At 46.7% G+C, this 21596-nt stretch carries 16 protein-coding genes, 4 tRNA genes, 1 rRNA gene and 2 pseudogenes; 15 read left to right on the forward strand and 8 right to left on the reverse strand.

The window, feature by feature from the left end:
- The first annotated feature begins 599 nt into the window (after positions 1 to 599).
- From GS3922_RS05305 to GS3922_RS05330, 6 genes are all read left to right on the forward strand, one after another.
- Positions 600 to 3527: ribosomal RNA gene (locus GS3922_RS05305) — 23S ribosomal RNA — on the forward strand.
- A gap of 83 nt (positions 3528 to 3610) precedes the next feature.
- On the forward strand, positions 3611 to 3820 hold the full coding sequence (locus tag GS3922_RS05310) for a hypothetical protein (protein WP_063165517.1): 210 nt from the start codon (positions 3611 to 3613) through the stop codon (positions 3818 to 3820).
- 14 nt (positions 3821 to 3834) lie between these two features.
- Positions 3835 to 3906, forward strand: a tRNA-Gly gene (locus GS3922_RS05315).
- 9 nt (positions 3907 to 3915) lie between these two features.
- A tRNA-Arg gene (locus tag GS3922_RS05320) sits at positions 3916 to 3989 on the forward strand.
- 102 nt (positions 3990 to 4091) lie between these two features.
- Positions 4092 to 4162 (forward strand) — tRNA-Gly (locus GS3922_RS05325).
- 189 nt (positions 4163 to 4351) lie between these two features.
- Positions 4352 to 4428: transfer RNA gene (locus GS3922_RS05330), tRNA-Arg, on the forward strand.
- 132 nt (positions 4429 to 4560) lie between these two features.
- On the opposite strand, the gene GS3922_RS05335 is transcribed toward GS3922_RS05330, so the two are convergent.
- The 3 genes from GS3922_RS05335 to GS3922_RS05345 are packed head-to-tail and all read right to left on the reverse strand — an operon-like array spanning position 4561 to position 6644.
- Complete coding sequence (locus GS3922_RS05335) at positions 4561 to 5694, reverse strand: tyrosine-type recombinase/integrase (protein WP_063165518.1); 1134 nt, start codon at positions 5692 to 5694, stop codon at positions 4561 to 4563.
- A gap of 42 nt (positions 5695 to 5736) precedes the next feature.
- Positions 5737 to 6177 (reverse strand): ImmA/IrrE family metallo-endopeptidase, encoded by a 441-nt coding sequence (locus GS3922_RS05340; RefSeq protein WP_063165519.1) that lies wholly within the window; start codon positions 6175 to 6177, stop codon positions 5737 to 5739.
- Between the two features lie 20 nt (positions 6178 to 6197).
- Positions 6198 to 6644 carry a helix-turn-helix domain-containing protein gene (locus GS3922_RS05345; RefSeq protein WP_013144062.1) on the reverse strand — a complete coding sequence of 149 codons (447 nt, stop codon included), beginning with the start codon at positions 6642 to 6644 and terminating at the stop codon, positions 6198 to 6200.
- A gap of 166 nt (positions 6645 to 6810) precedes the next feature.
- On the opposite strand from GS3922_RS05345, the gene GS3922_RS05350 reads away from it, so the two are divergent.
- Positions 6811 to 7518 carry an N-acetylmuramoyl-L-alanine amidase gene (locus GS3922_RS05350; protein ID WP_063165520.1) on the forward strand — a complete coding sequence of 236 codons (708 nt, stop codon included), beginning with the start codon at positions 6811 to 6813 and terminating at the stop codon, positions 7516 to 7518.
- A 145-nt stretch (positions 7519 to 7663) separates the two neighbouring features.
- On the opposite strand, the gene GS3922_RS05355 is transcribed toward GS3922_RS05350, so the two are convergent.
- Positions 7664 to 8542 (reverse strand): IS982 family transposase, encoded by an 879-nt coding sequence (locus tag GS3922_RS05355; RefSeq protein ID WP_008881892.1) that lies wholly within the window; start codon positions 8540 to 8542, stop codon positions 7664 to 7666.
- A gap of 272 nt (positions 8543 to 8814) precedes the next feature.
- Here GS3922_RS05355 and GS3922_RS05360 point away from each other — a divergent pair, with 272 nt between their 5' ends.
- The gene (locus tag GS3922_RS05360) at positions 8815 to 10473 is read left to right on the forward strand and encodes an IS1634 family transposase (protein WP_063165521.1); all 1659 of its coding nucleotides are present in this window, start codon (positions 8815 to 8817) and stop codon (positions 10471 to 10473) included.
- Between the two features lie 293 nt (positions 10474 to 10766).
- On the opposite strand, the gene GS3922_RS05365 is transcribed toward GS3922_RS05360, so the two are convergent.
- A protein-coding gene (locus GS3922_RS05365; protein ID WP_089134985.1) for an IS3 family transposase occupies positions 10767 to 11935 on the reverse strand; the annotation gives its coding sequence in 2 pieces (ribosomal slippage) (positions 10767 to 11668 and positions 11668 to 11935; 1170 coding nt in all).
- A gap of 264 nt (positions 11936 to 12199) precedes the next feature.
- Here GS3922_RS05365 and GS3922_RS05375 point away from each other — a divergent pair.
- The gene (locus tag GS3922_RS05375; protein ID WP_063165522.1) at positions 12200 to 13567 is read left to right on the forward strand and encodes an ISLre2-like element ISGsp3 family transposase; all 1368 of its coding nucleotides are present in this window, start codon (positions 12200 to 12202) and stop codon (positions 13565 to 13567) included.
- A 326-nt stretch (positions 13568 to 13893) separates the two neighbouring features.
- On the opposite strand, the pseudogene GS3922_RS05380 reads toward GS3922_RS05375, so the two are convergent.
- Positions 13894 to 14502 (reverse strand): annotated as a pseudogene (locus GS3922_RS05380) (RNA-guided endonuclease InsQ/TnpB family protein); the annotation flags it as partial.
- Positions 14503 to 14573: 71 nt separating this feature from the next.
- Complete coding sequence (locus GS3922_RS05385; RefSeq protein WP_063165523.1) at positions 14574 to 16022, reverse strand: IS66-like element ISBst12 family transposase; 1449 nt, start codon at positions 16020 to 16022, stop codon at positions 14574 to 14576.
- A gap of 13 nt (positions 16023 to 16035) precedes the next feature.
- Between GS3922_RS05385 and GS3922_RS05390 the strand changes: the two genes are divergently transcribed.
- Complete coding sequence (locus tag GS3922_RS05390) at positions 16036 to 16395, forward strand: hypothetical protein (RefSeq protein WP_143424840.1); 360 nt, start codon at positions 16036 to 16038, stop codon at positions 16393 to 16395.
- 7 nt (positions 16396 to 16402) lie between these two features.
- Positions 16403 to 16975: a hypothetical protein gene (locus GS3922_RS05395; protein ID WP_043967667.1), complete on the forward strand. Its 573-nt coding sequence runs from the start codon at positions 16403 to 16405 to the stop codon at positions 16973 to 16975.
- A gap of 336 nt (positions 16976 to 17311) precedes the next feature.
- Here the strand turns inward: GS3922_RS05395 and GS3922_RS05400 are convergent, their stop codons facing one another.
- Positions 17312 to 18760, reverse strand: coding sequence for an IS66-like element ISBst12 family transposase (locus GS3922_RS05400; RefSeq protein WP_063165525.1), 1449 nt, complete (start codon positions 18758 to 18760; stop codon positions 17312 to 17314).
- A gap of 306 nt (positions 18761 to 19066) precedes the next feature.
- Between GS3922_RS05400 and GS3922_RS05405 the strand changes: the two genes are divergently transcribed.
- The 4 genes and pseudogenes from GS3922_RS05405 (at position 19067) to GS3922_RS17080 (ending at position 21596) form a co-directional block, all read left to right on the forward strand.
- Positions 19067 to 19855, forward strand: a complete 789-nt coding sequence (locus GS3922_RS05405) for an ABC transporter ATP-binding protein (protein ID WP_063165526.1) — start codon at positions 19067 to 19069, stop codon at positions 19853 to 19855.
- 91 nt (positions 19856 to 19946) lie between these two features.
- Positions 19947 to 20826: pseudogene (locus GS3922_RS05410) on the forward strand (IS982-like element ISGsp1 family transposase).
- Between the two features lie 169 nt (positions 20827 to 20995).
- A complete protein-coding gene (locus GS3922_RS05415; protein WP_063165527.1) occupies positions 20996 to 21238 on the forward strand; it encodes a hypothetical protein in 243 nt (80 codons plus the stop codon).
- 40 nt (positions 21239 to 21278) lie between these two features.
- Positions 21279 to 21596, forward strand: coding sequence for an FAD-binding protein (locus GS3922_RS17080; RefSeq protein ID WP_236933446.1), 318 nt, complete (start codon positions 21279 to 21281; stop codon positions 21594 to 21596).

The raw sequence follows: 21596 nt of genomic DNA on the forward strand, positions 1-21596 counted from the left end.
ACGCGCTGGAGGGCCTGCGAGGAGGCTATGCCGCCGCAGCAGGGCCGAAGCGTCGCAAGCCGATGGCGGCCGGAGCTAGACAGTACGAAAAGCGGAAGCGCCGCGATCGGCTCTCGAAGCCAAATGTTCTTCACCCGCAGGGGTGCTTGCACCCCGAGGGGGAAGGTTATTTGGCAGAAGAGAGCCAGGCGCTGGAGCTAGACAATACGAAAAGGGAAGGCCGCGAACGACCGACCATTAACAAATCGCGCTTTCGTTTCGTTCAGTTTTGAAGGAATGAGAATTCCTTCTCGTTTGCGTCTGCGTCTACAAGCAGGTTCAGAGGAGCCAGATTCCTCGACGCAAACCAGCGAAGAAGCAAGCTCAATGGAGCGACTTCGTTCCTTGAAAACTAGATAACCGGAAAAGCTGAGGCGCCGAAATTTCGCCTAAAGGCCGCCCGCGTCCTGCGGGCAACGGCGAAATATCGCCATCCTGGCGATCTCGAAGCCAAATGTTCTTCACCCGCAGGGATGCTTACATCCCAAGGGAGGAGGTTGTTTGGCAGAAGAGAGCTAGGCGCCGAAGCTAGACAATAAGGAAGAAGCCGAGACGCTTTAGGTTAAGCTAGAAAGGGCGCACGGTGGATGCCTTGGCACTAGGAGCCGATGAAGGACGGGGCAAACGCCGAAACGCTCCGGGGAGCTGTAAGCAAGCGTTGATCCGGAGATGTCCGAATGGGGGAACCCCCTGTCCGTAATGGGACAGGATCCATGCCTGAATCCATAGGGCATGGAGGGCACACCCGGGGAACTGAAACATCTTAGTACCCGGAGGAGAAGAAAGCAAACGCGATTCCCTGAGTAGCGGCGAGCGAAACGGGAACAGCCCAAACCAAGAGGCGTGCCTCTTGGGGTTGTAGGACCGCTCATATGGGAGTGAGAAAGGAACGGGGTAGACGAACCGGTCTGGAACGGCCGGCCAGAGAAGGTGAGAGCCCTGTAGTCCAAACTTCGTTCCCTCCCGAGCGGCTCCTGAGTACGGCGGGACACGGGAAATCCCGTCGGAAGCAGGGAGGACCATCTCCCAAGGCTAAATACTCCCTAGTGACCGATAGTGAACCAGTACCGTGAGGGAAAGGTGAAAAGCACCCCGGAAGGGGAGTGAAAGAGAACCTGAAACCGTGTGCCTACAAGTAGTCAGAGCCCGTTCATGGGTGATGGCGTGCCTTTTGTAGAATGAACCGGCGAGTGACGATGGCGTGCGAGGTTAAGCCAGGAAGGCGGAGCCGCAGCGAAAGCGAGTCTGAACAGGGCGCATGAGTACGTCGTCGTCGACCCGAAACCAGGTGATCTACCCATGTCCAGGGTGAAGGCCGGGTAACACCGGCTGGAGGCCCGAACCCACGCACGTTGAAAAGTGCGGGGATGAGGTGTGGGTAGGGGTGAAATGCCAATCGAACTTGGAGATAGCTGGTTCTCCCCGAAATAGCTTTAGGGCTAGCCTCAAGGCAAGAGTGTTGGAGGTAGAGCACTGATTGGGCTAGGGGCCCTCATCGGGTTACCGAACCCAGTCAAACTCCGAATGCCAATGACTTATCCTTGGGAGTCAGACTGCGAGTGATAAGATCCGTGGTCAAGAGGGAAACAGCCCAGATCGCCAGCTAAGGCCCCTAAGTGCACGTTCAGTGGAAAAGGATGTGGAGTTGCGAAGACAACCAGGATGTTGGCTTAGAAGCAGCCACCATTTAAAGAGTGCGTAATAGCTCACTGGTCGAGTGACTCTGCGCCGAAAATGTACCGGGGCTAAACGTGCCGCCGAAGCTGCGGGATGACCGTTGGTCATCGGTAGGGGAGCGTTCTAAGGGCAGAGAAGCCAGACCGGAAGGACTGGTGGAGCGCTTAGAAGTGAGAATGCCGGTATGAGTAGCGAAAACAGAGGTGAGAATCCTCTGCGCCGAAAGCCTAAGGGTTCCTGAGGAAGGTTCGTCCGCTCAGGGTTAGTCGGGACCTAAGCCGAGGCCGAAAGGCGTAGGTGATGGACAACAGGTTGAGATTCCTGTACCACCTCCTTCCCGTTTGAGCGATGGGGGGACGCAGGAGGATAGGGTGAGCAGGCGGCTGGAAGAGCCTGTCCAAGCAGTGAGGCTGGCCAGTAGGCAAATCCGCTGGCCGTAAGGCTAAGCTGTGATGGCGACGGATTCGATCCGGAAGTCCCTGATTCCACACTGCCAAGAAAAGCCTCTAGCGAGGGAAGAGGTGCCCGTACCGCAAACCGACACAGGTAGGCGAGGAGAGAATCCTAAGGCGCGCGGGAGAACTCTCGTTAAGGAACTCGGCAAAATGACCCCGTAACTTCGGGAGAAGGGGTGCTCTTTCGGGTGAAGAGCCTGGAAGAGCCGCAGTGAAAAGGCCCAAGCGACTGTTTATCAAAAACACAGGTCTCTGCGAAGCCGAAAGGCGAAGTATAGGGGCTGACACCTGCCCGGTGCTGGAAGGTTAAGGGGAGCGCTTAGCGCAAGCGAAGGTGCGAACCGAAGCCCCAGTAAACGGCGGCCGTAACTATAACGGTCCTAAGGTAGCGAAATTCCTTGTCGGGTAAGTTCCGACCCGCACGAAAGGTGTAACGACTTGGGCACTGTCTCAACGAGAGACCCGGTGAAATTATACTACCTGTGAAGATGCAGGTTACCCGCGACAGGACGGAAAGACCCCGTGGAGCTTTACTGCAGCCTGATATGGAATTTTGGTATCGCTTGTACAGGATAGGTGGGAGCCTGAGAAACCGGAGCGCCAGCTTCGGTGGAGGCGTCGGTGGGATACCACCCTGGCGGTATTGAAATTCTAACCCGCACCCCTTAGCGGGGTGGGAGACAGTGTCAGGTGGGCAGTTTGACTGGGGCGGTCGCCTCCCAAAAGGTAACGGAGGCGCCCAAAGGTTCCCTCAGAATGGTTGGAAATCATTCGGAGAGTGCAAAGGCACAAGGGAGCTTGACTGCGAGACGGACAGGTCGAGCAGGGACGAAAGTCGGGCTTAGTGATCCGGTGGTTCCGCATGGAAGGGCCATCGCTCAACGGATAAAAGCTACCCCGGGGATAACAGGCTGATCTCCCCCAAGAGTCCACATCGACAGGGAGGTTTGGCACCTCGATGTCGGCTCATCGCATCCTGGGGCTGTAGTCGGTCCCAAGGGTTGGGCTGTTCGCCCATTAAAGCGGTACGCGAGCTGGGTTCAGAACGTCGTGAGACAGTTCGGTCCCTATCCGTCGCGGGCGCAGGAAATTTGAGAGGAGCTGTCCTTAGTACGAGAGGACCGGGATGGACGCACCGCTGGTGTACCAGTTGTCCCGCCAGGGGCACCGCTGGGTAGCTATGTGCGGACGGGATAAGCGCTGAAAGCATCTAAGCGTGAAGCCCCCCTCAAGATGAGATTTCCCATCGCGTTAGGCGAGTAAGATCCCTCGAAGATGACGAGGTCGATAGGTCCGAGGTGGAAGCGTGGCGACACGTGGAGCTGACGGATACTAATCGATCGAGGGCTTAACCTAGAAAAGCGGAGGCGAGCGGTTCGCCGCGACGGGCAAATGTTCTTCGCCCGCAGGGGTGCTTGCACCCCGAGGGAGAAGGTTATTTGACCCCGAGCGGCGGCGAGCCGGAGCTAGACAGTACGAAAAGCAGAGGCCGCCTGCCTATCGGCGAAACGCGCTGGAGGGCCTGCGAGGAGGCTGTCGCCGCCGCAGCAGGACCGAAGCGTCGCGAGCCGATGGCGGCCGGAGCTAGACAAAAAGCGGAAGCGCCGCGGCTTCTTCCCCCACACGGTTATCTAGTTTTGAAGGAATGAACTTCCTTCATAATGCGGAAGTAGTTCAGTGGTAGAACACCACCTTGCCAAGGTGGGGGTCGCGGGTTCGAGTCCCGTCTTCCGCTCTCTGTCATGCGCTCGTAGCTCAATTGGATAGAGCATCTGACTACGGATCAGAAGGTTAGGGGTTCGAATCCTCTCGAGCGCGTCCAATCAATTTTGTAAAAAAGTATTGACAAAAAAACGGTTAATGATTATATTTTTTATTGCAACCGTTCCTCTTGGTTGTAAGGACAAGTTAATCAATCATGCGGGTGTAGTTTAATGGTAAAACCTCAGCTTCCCAAGCTGAAGTCGTGGGTTCGATTCCCATCACCCGCTTTTCTTTATTTAGAGAAACGGTGAGGGATGTTCGGGCATCATCTGTATTACATCCCAGTAGCTCAGCAGGATAGAGCAACGAGGGAGACATCGTCGAATGGGCTTCAAGTTGCCCCGACGCATCAAGCTTCTTGGAGCTGGCTGGCAGAGGAAGAGGCATCGAGAACATTAGAGTGTCATGTTGATTATGTCCCAGTAGCTCAGCAGGATAGAGCAGCGGCCTTCTAAGCCGTCGGTCGGGAGTTCGAATCTCTCCTGGGACGCCATCTACATACGATTCGTTCGGGTTGAAGTTGCTGAACCCCTTGATATGACCGCATTTGCGGTCATTTTTCATTTTTTGGGAATCCCGAAAAAAACGATAGAATCCGAAAAAATTTTGCACGAATTTTGCACGGCTATTTGGCATGATACAGCTCCTCCATCGCGAGATCAACTTGCCGAGACTCTTTTTGCTCCATCTCATCTAAAATATGCGAGTACGTTTGTAAAGTGGTTACAATATCTTTATGGCCCAGTCGTCGAGAAACGTATTTGATATTTACTCCTTTATACAAGAGCATGGATGCGTGAGTATGACGGAGCCCGTGGCAAGTGATCGTTTTAATCCCGATTTTTTTGCATAATGATCGCAACGTTTTATTGACTGCGTTATTTGTCACAATTTCCATTTTTGAGTTGATAAACACTAAATTTTTCGTGTTTCGTAATCCTGTTTTCATAGCTAATTCATTTTGATACTTTCGCAGTTCTTTGAGCATATTTAACGTCTCGTTATCGACCGTAATGGTTCGTTTTGAATCGAACGTCTTTGTATCGCTAAAGTCATTTGCCCCTTTAAAGTCCCAAGTCTTATTAATCGTGATTGTTTTGTTTTTGAAATCAACGCAATCCCATGTCAGGCCCATGATTTCCGAGAAACGAGCACCAGTGGCGATTGCAAATAAAATGATGTATCGAGAGATATATTTAGGTTTCATGTCCTTTTTTATTTCTGCTATCAACTTCTTCACTTCGTCAAAATTGAGATATTTCAATTCTTCCGATTTTGCTTCTACTTCTCCCTTTATGACCACTTTATACGTGGGATCACGGGTGATAATTCCTTCTTCAATCGCATCACGGAGGCACGACTTAATATATGTGTGTCGTTTTCGTACTGTCGCTGTCGTATGGTTTTTGCCGATTTCGTTGATGAACTTTTGGTACATGTCGCGCGTCAAATCTTTCAATTTAACCCCAGCGAAATATTCTTCAACCAATTGAACAGATAACTCAATGTTTCTTTCGTGCGCTAAGCTGTATTTCCCCTTTTTATACAACTCGAACCAATTCCGCATATATTCAGAGAAGAGTTGATCCCCTGCGTTGATGTCGTATCCCTTGTGCAGTTGTTTCTCTAATTCAGCAGCCGCAAGCTCCGCTTCTTTCTTCGTCCGAAAACCTCCTTTCGTTTTCGTTTTGTATTTCCCATTTTCTTTGTAGGAAACACGATAGCGCCAGCCGCTCTTGGTTTTTTGAATGCTAGCCATGTCATCTCCTCCCCTTGCAAAAGTGTAGAATATATGTTTGGTTCAGTGGTCAAAATTTTTTAGATGCACCACCTCCTTGGGGATGCCGTACGCCGCCGCGGCCTCGTAAATGGTTGCATCAGTGCCGCGGTATGTATAGAGAACATCATCGGACAGAAGCAATTCCACCGCAAACTCATTCACTTCCCTTTCCACTTTGTCCATACAGAAAAGTGTGTTTTTTCGCAAAAATGAAGTGCTAAGTTCGGGATGCAAAACCGCATGCCCCAGCTCGTGCGCGCAAACGAAGCGTTGCGTTGGCTCGTCCAACTCATCGTTAATATGGATAATTTGAATCCGACGGAACGTATGATGATACCCGTATATCCCGCCCAGCGGCTCAAACAACAGCACAATGCCTTTCTGTGATGCGATCTCAAAGGGGTTGTTCGTGCCGTGCTTTCGGATCATCTTCTCTACAATTTGTTTGATCTTTTCAGCCATAGCGAACCCCCTGGAGATGGTTATTCTTTTCGATATTTCTTCGGCGTGAATTTTTGCTTTGCGATGCGCTTGGCGAGGCGGAGCGAGTTTTCCAGAGATGCGATCAGTAGCTCCCGATCCTCTTCGTCGAGTTCGTCGATGTCCACTCCGCCGAATGCGGCGAAACCGCTTCCTGTTTTGAGTCCTTTGATGATCTTTTCCAGCTCCTTTTGGATGTCGCGCTCGTCTTTCTCGGTGAGGGCGGGGAGCTTGGTGTCGGTGGGTTGGGTATTATCCCGTCCTAATAGGTAGTCAATACTTACATCCAATGCATCAGCCAAAGCTTTTAAAGTATCCATGTCTGGTGTTCTATTTCCACTCTCATATCCCGAAATTGATACTTTAGTAACATTAACCTTTCGTCCCAGTTCTTCTTGTGTTAAACCTTTTGCTTTTCTTAACATTCTTAGTCTTTGAGGGAAACTCATTTGTAAACCTCCCGTTAATTTAATAACTCTACAGATATTATAAGTTAACAAAAAGCTAACGTAAATCTTGTTAACAAATTAGAAATTTTTTATTGACAGTTAACTATAAGTTAATCTATAATGTAGTTAACAAGAGGTTAACTTAAGAAAGGAGGGAGGGGTGAATATGTCTGACTTCATCCAAGTGATCGATCCGGGGCACGGGGGCTATGATCCCGGCGCAACGGCGAACGGACTTCGCGAAAAGGATTTGACGCTGAAAATTGCGCTCTATACGCGCGACTACATTTATGAGCTGTATGAAGGCGTCAAAGTCTACCTCACGCGCGAAAAAGACGTCTTTGTCAGCTTGAGCGAGCGCGCCGCCTTTGCCAACCGCCTAAACGCGGATCATTTTTGCAGTATTCACATCAACGCCGGAGGCGGCGAGGGATTCGAGTCGTATATTTACCGCGGTTCGTATTCTAGTAAGTCAAAAACACAGGCGTTGCGAAATGTGTTGCATGATACCATTGTCGCCGAAACGAAATTCAAGAACCGAGGGAAGAAAGAAGCGGATTATGCCGTCCTTCGCGAGACGAAAATGCCTGCCGTTCTAACGGAAAACGGGTTTATCGACAACAAGGACGATGCCGATTTTCTGAAGTCGGATGCCAACCTGCGGAAAATTGCATTGGCGCATGCGCATGGACTAGCCAAAGCGCATGGGTGGAAACCGAAAGCAAACAAAAAACCTTCTCGACCGTCGGTAGGTGGGAAAGTCTTTTACCGCGTTGTGGCCGGAAGTTTTGTGGAGCGAGAGAACGCCGAACGACGGGTAAAGGAATTGAAAGCCAAGGGAATTGAATCTTTTATAGACGAGTATCGAGCATGATGGTTTGAAGTATCTCCCGCTGTTCACAGAGTTGTTTGTATAATGAATCCCCTGCCTCTACATTTTGGCAGGGGATTTTTTAGTGGGCCTGATTTTTGCATTTTGAAGAATCATTGAATAATTAACCCGTGGTGCTAGTTGAGCGTCAACGCTCCACTAGCCCAAGAACAACGAGAGAATGGGCCAATAAAATGCCATCAAGCGCTGTTTCAAATCCAGAAACCGAATTGGCACGAATTTCCGTAATCCGAAATGAATCCACTAAAACCGAGAACGCAGTTTCGACGATTTTGCGTTTTTGCTTCATCCATTGTTTCCATTTTTTTGATTGCGCAACTCGTTGATTTTTCCGAGCAGGCGTCCAAAAAGCGATTTTGTATTCATCGTATAGTTTCTTTTGCAAGGCTTGGCTCACATATCCTTTGTCGCCAAGTGTATACGGATGAGGAAGTTGGGCCATCACGGTTTCCGCAGCTGTCCGGTCGTGGCAGGATGCTTCGGTCAGGACATATCCCATCGGAAGCGCTTGGTCGGTAATCTGAAGATGAAGCTTAAATCCATAGTAAGCCATCTTTTTGGATGCACAATACCCAATATCTGCGATTCCTTGAAATCGTTTGACGCGATACATTCGTGCGTGGTGGCAGAGTTCAATGGGTAAGCTATCCACCACCGCATAAGCGTGATGTTGTCCACGTTTGGCGAGTTGGTGACGAATCCATTTGATCGCCCAACGCAACGACCGGCATCGACGGTTGTATCGAGAGCGCTCTGGGAACATTTCCTTTGTGAACAGGTTTCCAATGACAAATCGATGCCAAGCCCGTTCCGAAGTAAACCCCAGCAATTTTCCAAGAATGTGAATGGCGATGATGACCTCATCCTCTTGCTTCAACAAATGACAATTTCGACGTTGTAAATACATCTGGATACAAGGCAATTGTTCTGATACAAAGAATAAGATCGCGGCATATTGCTTTTGAATTTTTGCTTGGTCTATTGTAAAATGAAAGTGCTCTTGCATGGGACTTCTCCTTTTGGATGTTTGTTCGCACTTTCATTTTAAAGGAGATCCTCATGCAAGGGCTGTTTTTATGTCTTGAGATTTTATCTAGCACCACGGGTTTATCTATATGTTCCCTATTCTTTTATCGGTATATTTTGCTGAATAAATAAAGGTCAAAAGCATTATCCAGCTCACATTTCGCACCCTCTCGACGAAAATCGGGAGGATTTTTTCGTTCCGATGTCGAATGAATCCTTGACACACAAGGAACGTAAAGGAGTTTTTCTCTTATGAACGTTCAAGTCAAAAAGGTCTATCGCAATTCTTATTTGAATATAATAAGTGCCCTATTCAAGAAACTGGGTCTGCCTCAATTGATTGACCATCTCGTGCCCGTCGATCCGCAGTGCCAAACGCGAGTCAGCGATGCCGTTCAGGCCATCCTCTACAATGTGTTTGACGGCCGGCAAGCCCTTGTTCACTTGGAACATTGGGCTCAGGAGGTCGATTGTGAGAAACTCATCCGTCCCGATCTCCATCCTTCCTGGTTGAACGACGATGCGTTGGCCCGTCATCTCGATCGCCTGTATGAGGCTGGCATTCACAACGTCATCAGCACTTGCTTGATTCATATTTATCGCAAAGAAGGCCTTTCCCTCCGAGCCTTCCACGCCGATACGACGGACAAGACCGTTTACGGCGCGTATGAATCGGCCTCGTTAGAGGCCTTACAAATCACACATGGCTACAACCGCCATCATCGTTGGCAAAAACAGATCGGTTTCGGACTGGTCGGCAACGAGGACGGCATCCCGTTTTACGGCGATGTGCACGATGGCAACCTGCCCGATAAAACATGGAATCCCGAGGTGCTGTCTCGTGTCCATGAACAGCTGAAGCAGGCCAAAATCGAAGACGAATGGATTTACGTGGCCGATTCTGCCGCGATGACGAAAGAGACCCTGGCGCAAACCAAAGCGGCCAACGCCTTTTTGATCACCAGAGGCCCTTCGTCGCTCCGGATCGTGAAAACCGCGCTGGCCGAAGCGGATGCTGAGGACACGACGTGGAGCGATCCCTTTACGTTGGCGGAGAGAAACGGCGCCACGTACCGGGTATGGGAAACGGCCTCGACCTATGAAGGCCACCCCGTTCGGCTGATCGTTGTTGAATCGAGCGCGCTCGACCAGCGAAAAGGAAAGACGCTTGAAAAAGAACGAACCAAAGAAGCGGAGCTTCTTCGCGAGGAACAAGCCCGTTGGGAACGCCACCCCTTCTCCTGCCGGGAAGATGCCGAACAAGCCTTGGCGTCCCTCAAGGCGTCCCTTCGCCCCCGGTTTCATCGGGTTGAGGCCGCGGTCGAAGAGACCGTACGCCTGAAAAAACGGCGCGGACGGCCGAAAAAAGGGGCGGAACCCGAGGTGGAGACGCTGTATTTCTTGCACCTTGACGTCGAATTCGACCAAGACGCGTGGGAACAGGCAAGACGGAAAGCGTCCCGGTTTGTCCTTGTCACGACCGTTCCGAAGGAATGGAAGGGCCAACCCATGGATGCCCAAGAGATCTTGAAGCTGTATAAAGGGCAGATCTCGGTGGAAATGAACTTCGCTTTTTTGAAAGATCCGTTTTTCACGGATGAGATTTACGTCAAAAAACCAGAACGGGTCGCAGTATTAGGCTATTTGTTTCTGTTGGCCTTGGCGATTTACCGCGTTTTTCAGCGCCGAGTGCGTCAGTTTATTACTCCAGAACACCCGTTGAAGGGTCCTGGAGGCCGCAAGCTGACCCGGCCGACGGGACAGGCGATTTTTCAGCTGTTTCAATATGTGAACGTCGTCCTGTTCAAGCTGCCGGATGGGCGCATCCAACGCTCACTGGATCGCTCCCTTACCCCTGATCAGCGAAGGATTCTGCAGGGATTGGGCATGGATGAGAGCATCTACGTGTAACGTGATACGGAACGACCAGCGATGGTAAAAAAAGGATTGCCATCGCTCGTTGTGTTGGTCAAAAAGTTATTCTGAAAAACTAAATAAAAAATCCTTTGTTTTGACCTTGTTAGGGTGCGAAATGTGAGATCCAGACAAACTCTATCGTATTTTAGCGAAAACTAAAAGTGAAAATCAAGCTGCGCCCATTTTGGTGATGGGGCTTTTTGTTTTGATGAACAAGAAGTTGTATGATAAAAATGTGGTGTTATGTCAAGAAAACGGACACATTAAACAGAGAGAAATAGCTGAACTTAGGCAGCTACTTTTCTCTGATTAGCGTAGTAAGCAGCCTCCAATTCACATGGCGATACATAGCCAAGGGCGGAATGACTTCTTTTACGGTTGTAGAAGCATTCGATGTACTCAAAAATGGCTTGTTTCGCTTCTTTTCGCGTGCGGAATCGATTCAGATAAATACACTCTTTCTTGATGAGGCTATGAAATGACTCGATACAAGCGTTGTCGTAACAGTTTCCACGTCTCGACATGCTCACTTGAAAATGATGTTCCTGTAAGAGCTGTTGATAGTCATTCGAAGCATATTGGCTCCCACGATCCGAGTGATGAAGGACTCTCCCTGTTGGTTTCTCGTTGTTTAACGCTCGTTGTAACGCTTTGATGACTAATTCTTTCGTCATTCGTGTATCGATATACCATCCTACAATCTTGCGAGTATATAAATCCATGATGCTCGCTAAATACAACCAACCTTCGTCGGTAGGAATGTACGTAATATCCGCCATCCATACTTCATTCGGAGCCGTTGCTTGGAAGTTTTGTTTCAATAGATTGTCATATACGTTGTAAGGATGGTTGATGTTCGTAGTGGCTTTGAATTTACGGACGGTAATGGATCTCAATCCTTCTTCGCTCATGATGCGAGCGACCGTCTTTTGAGACACACGAATCCCTTGTTTGCGCAGTTCTTGCGTAATTTTTGGGCTTCCGTAAATCTTACGGGACTTTAGATACTCATTTCGAATCTGTTGAGTTAGTTGTTCTTTTCGTTCTTTCTGTTTACTTTTCGCGCGCTTGAGCCAATCGTAATACCCACTTCTTGAAACACCGAGCACTTGACACATCTTCACAACAAGAAATTCATTTCGATGTTGAAAAATGAACGCGTAAATTACTTCTGGTTTCTGGTGAAGATGCCTAGCGCCTTTTTTAGGATCGCTAATTCCTCCTCCAATTCTTGATTACGACGGCGTAATTCAATGATTTCTTGATTTTGCGGCTTGATATGGCCTGAACCCACAAAACTCTTTCCGTCGCTTTCTTTGTATTCTTTAACCCAACGGTGAAGAGTGTTGTAAGCCAAACCTAACTCTTTTGCCACTTGAGCGATGGACTTGTCCCCCTCCAAGCATAACTCAACCGCTTGAATCTTGTACTCTTTATCAAATGCTCTCTTTTTCATGATTGGACACCTCGAACCTATTGTAATTAAGTTTATTATAATCTCTCTGTTCTCCGTGTCCACTTTTTAGACTAGTGTGAGTAAAATATTTGTGGGTGACATTCAGGAATGATTCCCCGACGAGGGTTGCGAACTTTTGTTCGCGACGCTCGTCGGGGCCACCAAGCGAAGCGCGGTAGAAAAAAGCAAATGTCATGCAAAAAGGACTCTCTCCCTGCTATGATGGTGATGACCAACATCCATAAAACAGGAGGGAGAGAGTCCATGAAACATCTTACCACAGAATGGCCTTTATTAAAAGAGCTGGAGGAACAATTAGTCAGAACTCTTCAAAAGGTGTTCGCTGTCTTGTTGGCGGCCCTTTTGGAGGAGATTGATCAACAACTGGCGGAAGCGCGGGACAAGCGCCGGTATCAGCTGAAAGACAAACGGCCGACCACGATCCAAACGCTGTTTGGAGAAGTGACGTTTCGACGGAACTACTACTATGATCGGCAGGCGGGGGCGTATACCTTCTTGCTGGATGCCGAACTGGGCTTTGATGGAGCGCAGTCGATCAGCCCTTGCCTCGAGGAAACGGCGGTCGAGTTGGCCGTAGAGTGCTCTTCCTACCGCAAAGCGGCCCGTACGTTGGAGTCGATCGTGGGGTATGCGGTCCTAAGCCACGAGGCGATTCGCCAACTGGTGCTGGAGGCCCCTGTCTCGCTGCACCACCCTGTTTCCCAACGGCACGGCCGAGTGCTGTTTGTGGAGGCGGATGGGCTGTTCATTTCCCGCCAGGGGAAAGGGAAACGGGCGAAAGAAGAGAAAATCCTGGCGATTCACGAGGGATGGAAACGAAACGGTTCGCAGCTCGAGCTCGTGAACCGGCGCCACTACCTCCATGAAGGGGCGGGAGACGTGTGGGAACGGTTTGAAGAGTGGCTGATGAACGAATATGCCTATGATCCGTGCCGGGACCTTTTGATCATCAACGGCGACGCGGCGTCGTGGATCACGGCCTGCCGGGAGTATTTTGGGAAGCGGGCGTGCTTTCAGCTGGATCGATTTCATGTGGCGCGGGAGCTGCGTCAGTGTCTGTCCGGCCATCCGCGTTGGCGGGAGGTGCGGAGGAAGCTGGCGAAACAAGACGAAGAAGGACTTTTGGTCGAGCTGAACAGCGCGGTCGGCACGTTGGGGGACGAAGGCAAAGAACAACAGCTGGCCGCCTTGATTCGCCGGATCGAGTCGATGCCGGGATGCATCCGGGACTACCGGGAGTGGCTGTCGGAGCAAGGGGTGGAGACGACCGGCATGCGTCCGATGGGCCACGCCGAGAGCGTGATGAGCCGGTTTGCGCATCGGGTGAAATCCCGCCGCAGCTGGAAAGACCAAGGGCTTCGGGCGTTTCTGAGGGCGATGGCAGCCCGAATCGACGGGATTTGGCGGAGAAATGGGCAGTTGGTGGAGGAAGAAGAGACCCGAACGGCAGCCTCGGCCTCAACAAAGTCCAAGCGGATCGAACAGGCCAAACGGAAGGCCGGACGGTTATGGGCAGATGTGGTGCGTCAGAATCTACCGTGTCTGCAGCGGTCATCCGGGACGCCGATCCATCAAGCGTTGTCGGCGCTCCGGGATGGTGGTTGGGTGTAAAAAAATGGAATACAATATCATCACCTCAAGATGAGGGATGAGAGTCCGAAAGCGCTTACGATATTAATTCCTGAAAATGGTTCGCTAACTAGTGATTGACAACGCCCGTAGTGAACCGAAAAAATGTTCTCCACAAAGTCTTGACTGACTCCAATGCGAAGAAAAACTTGTGGATTCCTTGATGATGTGCTAATCTATTCATGAGACATGAACCTCCTTGTGAATGGTTGGTTAGCACATCTATTTTAACCAAGGAGTCGGGTTCATGTCTCCTTTTTTGTTTGGTTGTCAATTTATGTTAGTGAATTTGCTCATCTACAGTTACCTATTTTTACAAGCTGTTTTCCTTGTTCTTTTAACTTGTATTCCAAGAAAGTGGTGAACATACCCCAGCCGTTATCATGAACGCTTTTTCCAAAGTTGAGGGCTTGAGACATGCTTTTCATGTCTAAGTCCTCAATAATCACAGCGTCATAGTTTGCGGCTAATTCTTTTGACTTGTGATGAAGAAAGTTTCTGCGCTGATTAGCTGTCTTTTCATACAGCTTAGCTACTTTCAGACGTTGTTTTTCCCATCTTGTAGAACCTTTCTTTCTTCGGGAAAGTATTCGTTGTGCTTTTGCTAATTTGTCTAAGGCTTGACGATAGTAACGTGGGTAATTGGCTTTCTCACCTCGTTCACTATCGACATATAGACCATCCATCGCAAAATCTAAACCAACTACTTTCTGAATCTTTACTGAACTGATATTTTTCTCATATTCTGTCAAAATCGAAATATAGTATTTACCTGTCTTTGTTTTAGAAATTGTACAAGATTTGATTTTGTAATCAGCAGGTATTTCTCTATGCTGTTTCACTCTTATTGGCTTTTTGATTTTTGGCAGTTTGATATAACCATTCTCTAGCTTAATATTGTCGTTGACCATGTTGGTAACTATTCACCCCAGTGCTAGTGTATAAAAAAGCCCAGCACAAATAGGGCATTTCGGTCATAGAAAATGCCCTAGGTAGCGGAAAGAACTCGATCGATCGTTTCGCCTGCCAACAGAAGACATAACGAATCCCACACGTTTTTTTCGTGTTTCGTCAGTGTGGAAACGATGCTTCTTGCGATGCAAAACGACTGCGCGAATGTTTCTTCGCGAAACGTACCCGAAATGTTCTCTTTGACTTTGACCATGCGAAGATCGCGTTCGGCTTGGTTGTTATCAAAGGGAACATGTACTTCACGTAAGAAACGCAGCGCTTCTTCCTTTCGTTTTTGAAGGCGTCGAACAAAAGCGAGTGCTTTTTTCGGAAGAGGCGTCATCGTTTCTAATCGGTGTTGTGCTCTTTCTAGGATGCGATCATACACTCGTTCCCACCGTCTCGCTTCTTCTTCGGAAAGTGCACCGTGATGGGCTTCGACGGCTTGCTTGGCGGCTAACAGAAACGTGGTCATGCGCATCGCCCACGTATGCCCCTGTTCGATGAATCCTTTTAACTCACGCAAATGGTGGGCATGACAAAGGGCATGGGTGGCATGTGTGTATTTCGGATACGTACCGAACGCATCGTGCATCATCGTCCCTTCATATCGGGGAAGAATCCCGATATCATCGGTCGCTTTTTTTCCACGAGAAGCGTGAGGAGCCAAGTATGTATATCTCGATGTACACGCGACATGCACCCATGCGAGTTTCCCATTGATGCGCAAACTCGTTTCATCGACATGCAGGATGTTGGATTCAAGTAAGGCGTCTTCGATGATGTCCATATTTGATTCCAGCGCTTCGCGTCCTCGTTTCACCATATTGGCAAGGGTTCCTGTACTAATCGAGTGTTGATATAACGCTTCGATTGTATCACTTAAACGCTTGTACGGGATCAATTGGATATGATGTAAATAAACAACGAGCGCCGTGAGCCGTGGACCGTATTGCACATGATTCGTGACATGGGATGGGAATTCGGCTTGTTGCACGCATCGACAATGTGGACACGATTTCACTTCACGTTCATGTTGTGTCACCTCGATCGCCACAGGAGGGACATCAAACACTTGACGGATATCGACTTTGAACGGTTTGACTTCACGCAAAGAAGCTCCACATCCTTGACACGTATGCACACGGTGGACGACACGATGATGTGGATGTTCCACTTGACGGAGCGTCGTTCCTTGATGTCCTTCTTGTCCGCCTGGCTTGTTGCCAGATGGTTGACGAGAAGAACGTGTGTTGGCAAAACGGTCAGAAGATGGGGGCAAATGGCTATTAGAGCTGTTTTTTTTCGTGCGTGCTTCCAGCTCTTGAACACGGTACTTCAGTTGTTCATTTTCTTTGCGTAGTTGTTTGTTTTCGTGACGCAAATGTTCATTTTCTTGAATGAGTTGATGAATGAGCTGTTTTTGTTGTTGAACTTTGCCGATTAAGCTCTCAACTGTAAATACAGCTTGTTGTACCATCAACATGCGATTCACCTCCTTGTCTATCAATATTCACATCATAGACAAGGAAAGAAGAAAATATTCAGCTCACTTTATGATGTGGCTGAATAGTTACAAACAAAAAAACTACCCCATCATAGTAGTGGGGTATGGAAATCCTACATACGTTTATTTTAAAAAGTTAGTATTTACAGATGAACAATATATTCCAAATTTTGATGATGAGACATACGAAAAATTTAGAAAACAAAAGGGGTATAGTTTTGCCTATATTGGTAATAGTGGTAAAATATATGGAAAAGGTTATAAAGAAGAAATTAATATTGATAAAATGTTAAATGTAGTAAATCAAGCCTTAAAAGGTGAAAAGTTTGTTGAAAAAATGATGGAAAGGTAGGTAAAAAATGAATAACTTTTTTTTACAAAATTCCTGCTCGATCAATTTAAATTTCTTAATTTATATACATAATCTATACGAAAACTATCATAAATCACATAAAACTTCTAAATTTCCTTGGTTACCGTTGAAAGAAACTGCGCTATTGGATTATAACGAAATGAATATGAAAGCTCGGAATTTATGGACAGCTATCTTTGATTCTTATGATATGAATGATAGAGTGGACTTAGAATGGTGGATTAATAATAAGTTTCATTACTATGATTTATTTAAAATTGATCATGCAGGAATGAAACTTTATGAAGATATTAAAAAATCCTTCGAGTCTTGGTACTGGGGAATTGGTAAACATATGTGTGATATATTTTCTCATGATCTTGTAGAGAACTACTATAAAGAATTAGTGGTTATGACGGAAAAAAAAGACTTGCAGTTAAAAAATACAACTTTTTATTTACAAGTGGTTTATAATGCGCCGCCTGTTAGTTGGAAAAATAAAAACGAAAAAATGATAATCATATCTCCTGAAACAAAACGACCAACAGTAGATGAATTATATGACGCATTGTTCAATTAGTTAAAAACTTGTTATGAATGCATAAATGCACATATAAAAAGCCTACCATCTTGTAAATCATAGAGAGTGACCAAAAAAGTTTCCAAGGAGCAGGAACTATTATAATTTTCAATTTATTATATAAATTTAAATAAATTGAATTTGATGTTTCATCTTTTCGAATTTTTCATCAAAGGACCAAGTTGTTTTTCGACTGACGGAAGCAAGTCATAGACTTGTCTCCGTCAGTCGAAAAAACTTATAACAGATTTATGACCGGTTAGGTAACTATTCACCCCAGTGCTAGTGTATAAAAAAGCCCAGCACAAATAGGGCATTTCGGTCATAGAAAATGCCCTAGGTAGCGGAAAGAACTCGATCGATCGTTTCGCCTGCCAACAGAAGACATAACGAATCCCACACGTTTTTTTCGTGTTTCGTCAGTGTGGAAACGATGCTTCTTGTGATACAAAAAGACTGGGCGAATGTTTCTTCGCGAAACGTACCCGAAATGTTCTCTTTGACTTTGACCATGCGAAGATCGCGTTCGGCTTGGTTGTTATCAAAGGGAACATGTACTTCACGTAAGAAACGCAGCGCTTCTTCCTTTCGTTTTTGAAGGCGTCGAACAAAAGCGAGTGCTTTTTTCGGAAGAGGCGTCTTCGCTTCCAATCGATGTTGTGCTCTTTCTAGGATGCGATCATACACTCGTTCCCACCGTCTCGCTTCTTCTTCGGAAAGTGCACCGTGATGGGCTTCGACGGCTTGCTTGGCGGCTAACAGAAACGTGGTCATGCGCATCGCCCACGTATGCCCTTGTTCGATGAATCCTTTTAACTCACGCAAATGGTGGGCATGACAAAGGGCATGGGTGGCATGTGTGTATTTCGGATATGTACCGAACGCATCGTGCATCATCGTCCCTTCATATCGGGGAAGAATCCCGATATCATCGGTCGCTTTTTTTCCACGAGAAGCGTGAGAAGCCAAGTATGTATATCCCGATGTACACGCGACATGCACCCATGCGAGTTTCCCATTGATGCGCAAACTCGTTTCATCGACATGCAGGATGTTGGATTCAAGTAAGGCGTCTTCGATGATGTCCATATTTGATTCCAGCGATTCGCGTCCTCGTTTCACCATATTGGCAAGAGTTCCCGTACTAATCGAGTGTTGATATAACGCTTCGATTGTATCACTTAAACGCTTGTACGGGATCAATTGGATATGATGTAAATAAACAACGAGCGCCGTGAGACGTGGACCGTATTGCACATGATTCGTGACATGTGATGGGAATTCGGCTTGTTGAACACATCGACAATGTGGACACGATTTCACTTCACGTTCATGTTGTGTCACCTCGATCGCCACAGGAGGGACATCAAACACTTGACGGATATCGACTTTGAACGGTTTGACTTCACGCAAAGAAGCCCCACATCCTTGACACGTATGCACACGGTGGACGACACGATGATGTGGATGTTCCACTTGACGGAGCGTCTTCCCCTCATGTCCCTCTTGCCCACCAGGCTTTTTGCCAGACGGCTCGCGGGAGGAACGCTTTTTCTCAAAACGGTCAGAAGATGGGGGCAAATGGCTATTGGAGCTGTTTTTTTTCGTGCGTGCTTCCAGCTCTTGAACACGGTACTTCAGTTGTTCATTTTCTTTGCGTAGCTGTTTGTTTTCGTGACGCAAATGTTCATTTTCTTGAATGAGTTGATGAATGAGCTGTTTTTGTTGTTGAACTTTGCCGATTAAGCTCTCAACTGTAAATACAGCTTGTTGTACCGTCAACATGTGATTCACCTCCTTGTCTATCAATATTCACATCATAGACAGGAAAAGCAAAAAATATTCAGCTCACTTTATGATGTGGCTGAATAGTTACCCGGTTAGAAGCCGAATCTTCAAGTTAAGCAATTGAAGCATTATCTAATGAATGGCTTCTTCTTTAGAGGTGTTATTTTCACCTGTTATGGTAATTTTGTGTAGTTTAGTCGCAACATCTATTCTAATCAAGGAATCGGTTCATGTCTCTCTTTTTTGTTAATTTATGTTAATAAATTTATTCGTGTAATTATTTAATACTCTCGGAGGGATTATATGTGTGAAGCAGCAGTAGAAGTCAAAAATTTAACAAAAAGAATTGGAAGTAAAACAATAATCAAAGGGCTTGACTTTGAAATATATCCAGGTGAAATTTTTGGTTTTTTGGGACCAAATGGTGCTGGCAAAACAACAACTATACGTATGATGGTTGGGTTAACGAAGATAACCGAGGGTGATGTGATAATTTACGGAAAAAGCATTAAAAAACAGTTTAAGGAAGCTATTGCTCAAGTTGGGGCAATTGTTGAGAATCCGGAAATGTACAAATTTATGAGCGGTTGGAAAAATTTACTTCACTATGCTCGCATGACACCAGGGGGAGTAAATCAAGATAAAATTGAGGAAATTGTACATTTAACTGGATTAGAAAATGTAATACATAAAAAAGTCAAAACTTATTCGCTAGGAATGCGTCAACGTCTAGGATTAGCACAGGCTCTATTGCACGAGCCATCAGTACTCATACTGGATGAACCTACCAATGGACTAGATCCTTCGGGAATTTATGAAATTAGAAGTTATCTAAGAAATTTAGCTCGGGAAAAGGGATTAACAATATTTATTTCAAGTCATCTCCTTTCAGAGGTAGAAATATTGTGTGACCGTGTTGGTATTATAAAAAATGGTGAGTTAATTAGTGTTGACTACATAAATAACTTTGTAAATGCAGGAAACGAAACTAAAATAAAGCTACAGTTGCAACCAATTGATGAAGCTTTACGGGTCTTGGAACAAAAGTTCAATTTATCTGCTATAGTTAACGAAAATAACCCGTGGTGCTAGATAAAACTCAGACAAGCATAAAAATAGCCCTTGCTGGCGGATCTCCAGTAGAATGAAAGTGTCACCCAACATTCGAAAGGAGAGATCCCCCATGCAAGAGCACTTTCATTTTACTACAGATCCAGCCAAACTTCAAAAACAATATGCCGCTATTTTCTGTTTTGTTTCTGCCCAACTGTCGTTGATTCAAATGGATCTTCATCGCCGCAACCGTCACTTGGTCAAGCAAGAAGACGAAGTGGTCATGGCGGTTCACCTTTTGGGGAAGCTGCTGGGCTTTTCTTCCGAACGAGCCTGGCATCGTTTTGTCACGGGAAATTTGTTCACAAACGGCTCGTTTCTTGAACGCTCCCGATACAACCGCCGCTGCCGAGCGCTTGGTTTCGCCATCAAATGGATCCGTCATGAGCTGGCGAAACGTGGCCAACACCATGCTTATGCGGTCGTCGACAGCTTGCCTCTTCCGTTGTGCCATCCCGTGAGAATGCAGCGCGTCAAGCGATTTCGAGGGATCGCAGATATGGGGTATTGTGCTTCCAAAAAGCAATGGTACTACGGTTTCAAGCTGCATCTTCAAGTGACCAATCAAGGGCTGGCCATGGGCTATGTCGTGACGGAAGCGTCCTGCCACGACGTCAAAGCCGCTGAAACGGTGATGACTCAAATCCCTCATCCCTACAACTTTGGGGACAAAGGGTACATCAGCCACGCTCTTCGAGAAAAGCTGTACGAAGAACACCAAGTCGCGTTCTGGACACCGTCTCGACACAATCAAAAGCACGGCCCATCCAAGGCATGGGAAGAATGGATCCAAAAAAAAACGCAAAGTCATCGAGACGGTGTTTTCGATTCTCGTAGACCAATACCGGATCACCGACATTCGAGCGAATTCCATGGCCGGGTTTGAAGTGGCACTCGATGGCATCTTGTTGGCTTATTCCTTGGTCACACTAGGGCTGGTTGAGCGCTGACGCTCAACTAGCACCACGGGTGAAAATAATATATTTGTTCAAACTAATAAGGAAAACGTACCTTTAATTGTTAATGCCCTCGTGGAGCACGGAATCGATGTATATAATGTTAATATAGCTTCGGCCACACTAGAAGATAAATTTCTTCAAATGACGGGAGATGGTACTATTGAGTAATTTGTACAATTTTATTAATTTAGTTAGAAATGAAAATATGAAACTCTATCTTCAAAGATCAAATCAGGTAATGATGGTTCTTCTTATTATTTTTGTAATTGCTGGAGCGATAATTGTTACTATTGGTAGTAAGCAACATGATGAGTCGGAAAATCTTCACTGGAAAACAGATTTAAAAGAGTATAATGAACATTTGGAAAAATTGGCAGTCGAACATCCTGAATTAAAACGCTGAACATAAGAATAACAACATTGCTTTAATCGCTGGTAAAACTATTTTAGCAACTGGGGGTCTAGGTTTTTTATATCGTTATACTGATAATCCTTCGGATGTAAAAGGCGAAGGTATTTTTATGGCATGGAAACATGGAGCAACTTTAATTGATATGGAATTTGTACAATTTTATCCTTACTGGTTAGTACATCCTAGAAGTTTTGATATCGGTACTAAGCTCTTTTCTCTAGGAGCTGTAATGAGAAATAAAAATGGCGAAAGAATAATGGATAAATATCCTGCCAAAGAACTTGAAACACGTGATATAGTATCTCGTACTATGTCTCTTTCTGAGACAGTATATTTAGATGTTATATAA

It is taken from the genome of Geobacillus subterraneus (genome assembly GCF_001618685.1).
GTDB lineage: Bacteria > Bacillota > Bacilli > Bacillales > Anoxybacillaceae > Geobacillus > Geobacillus subterraneus.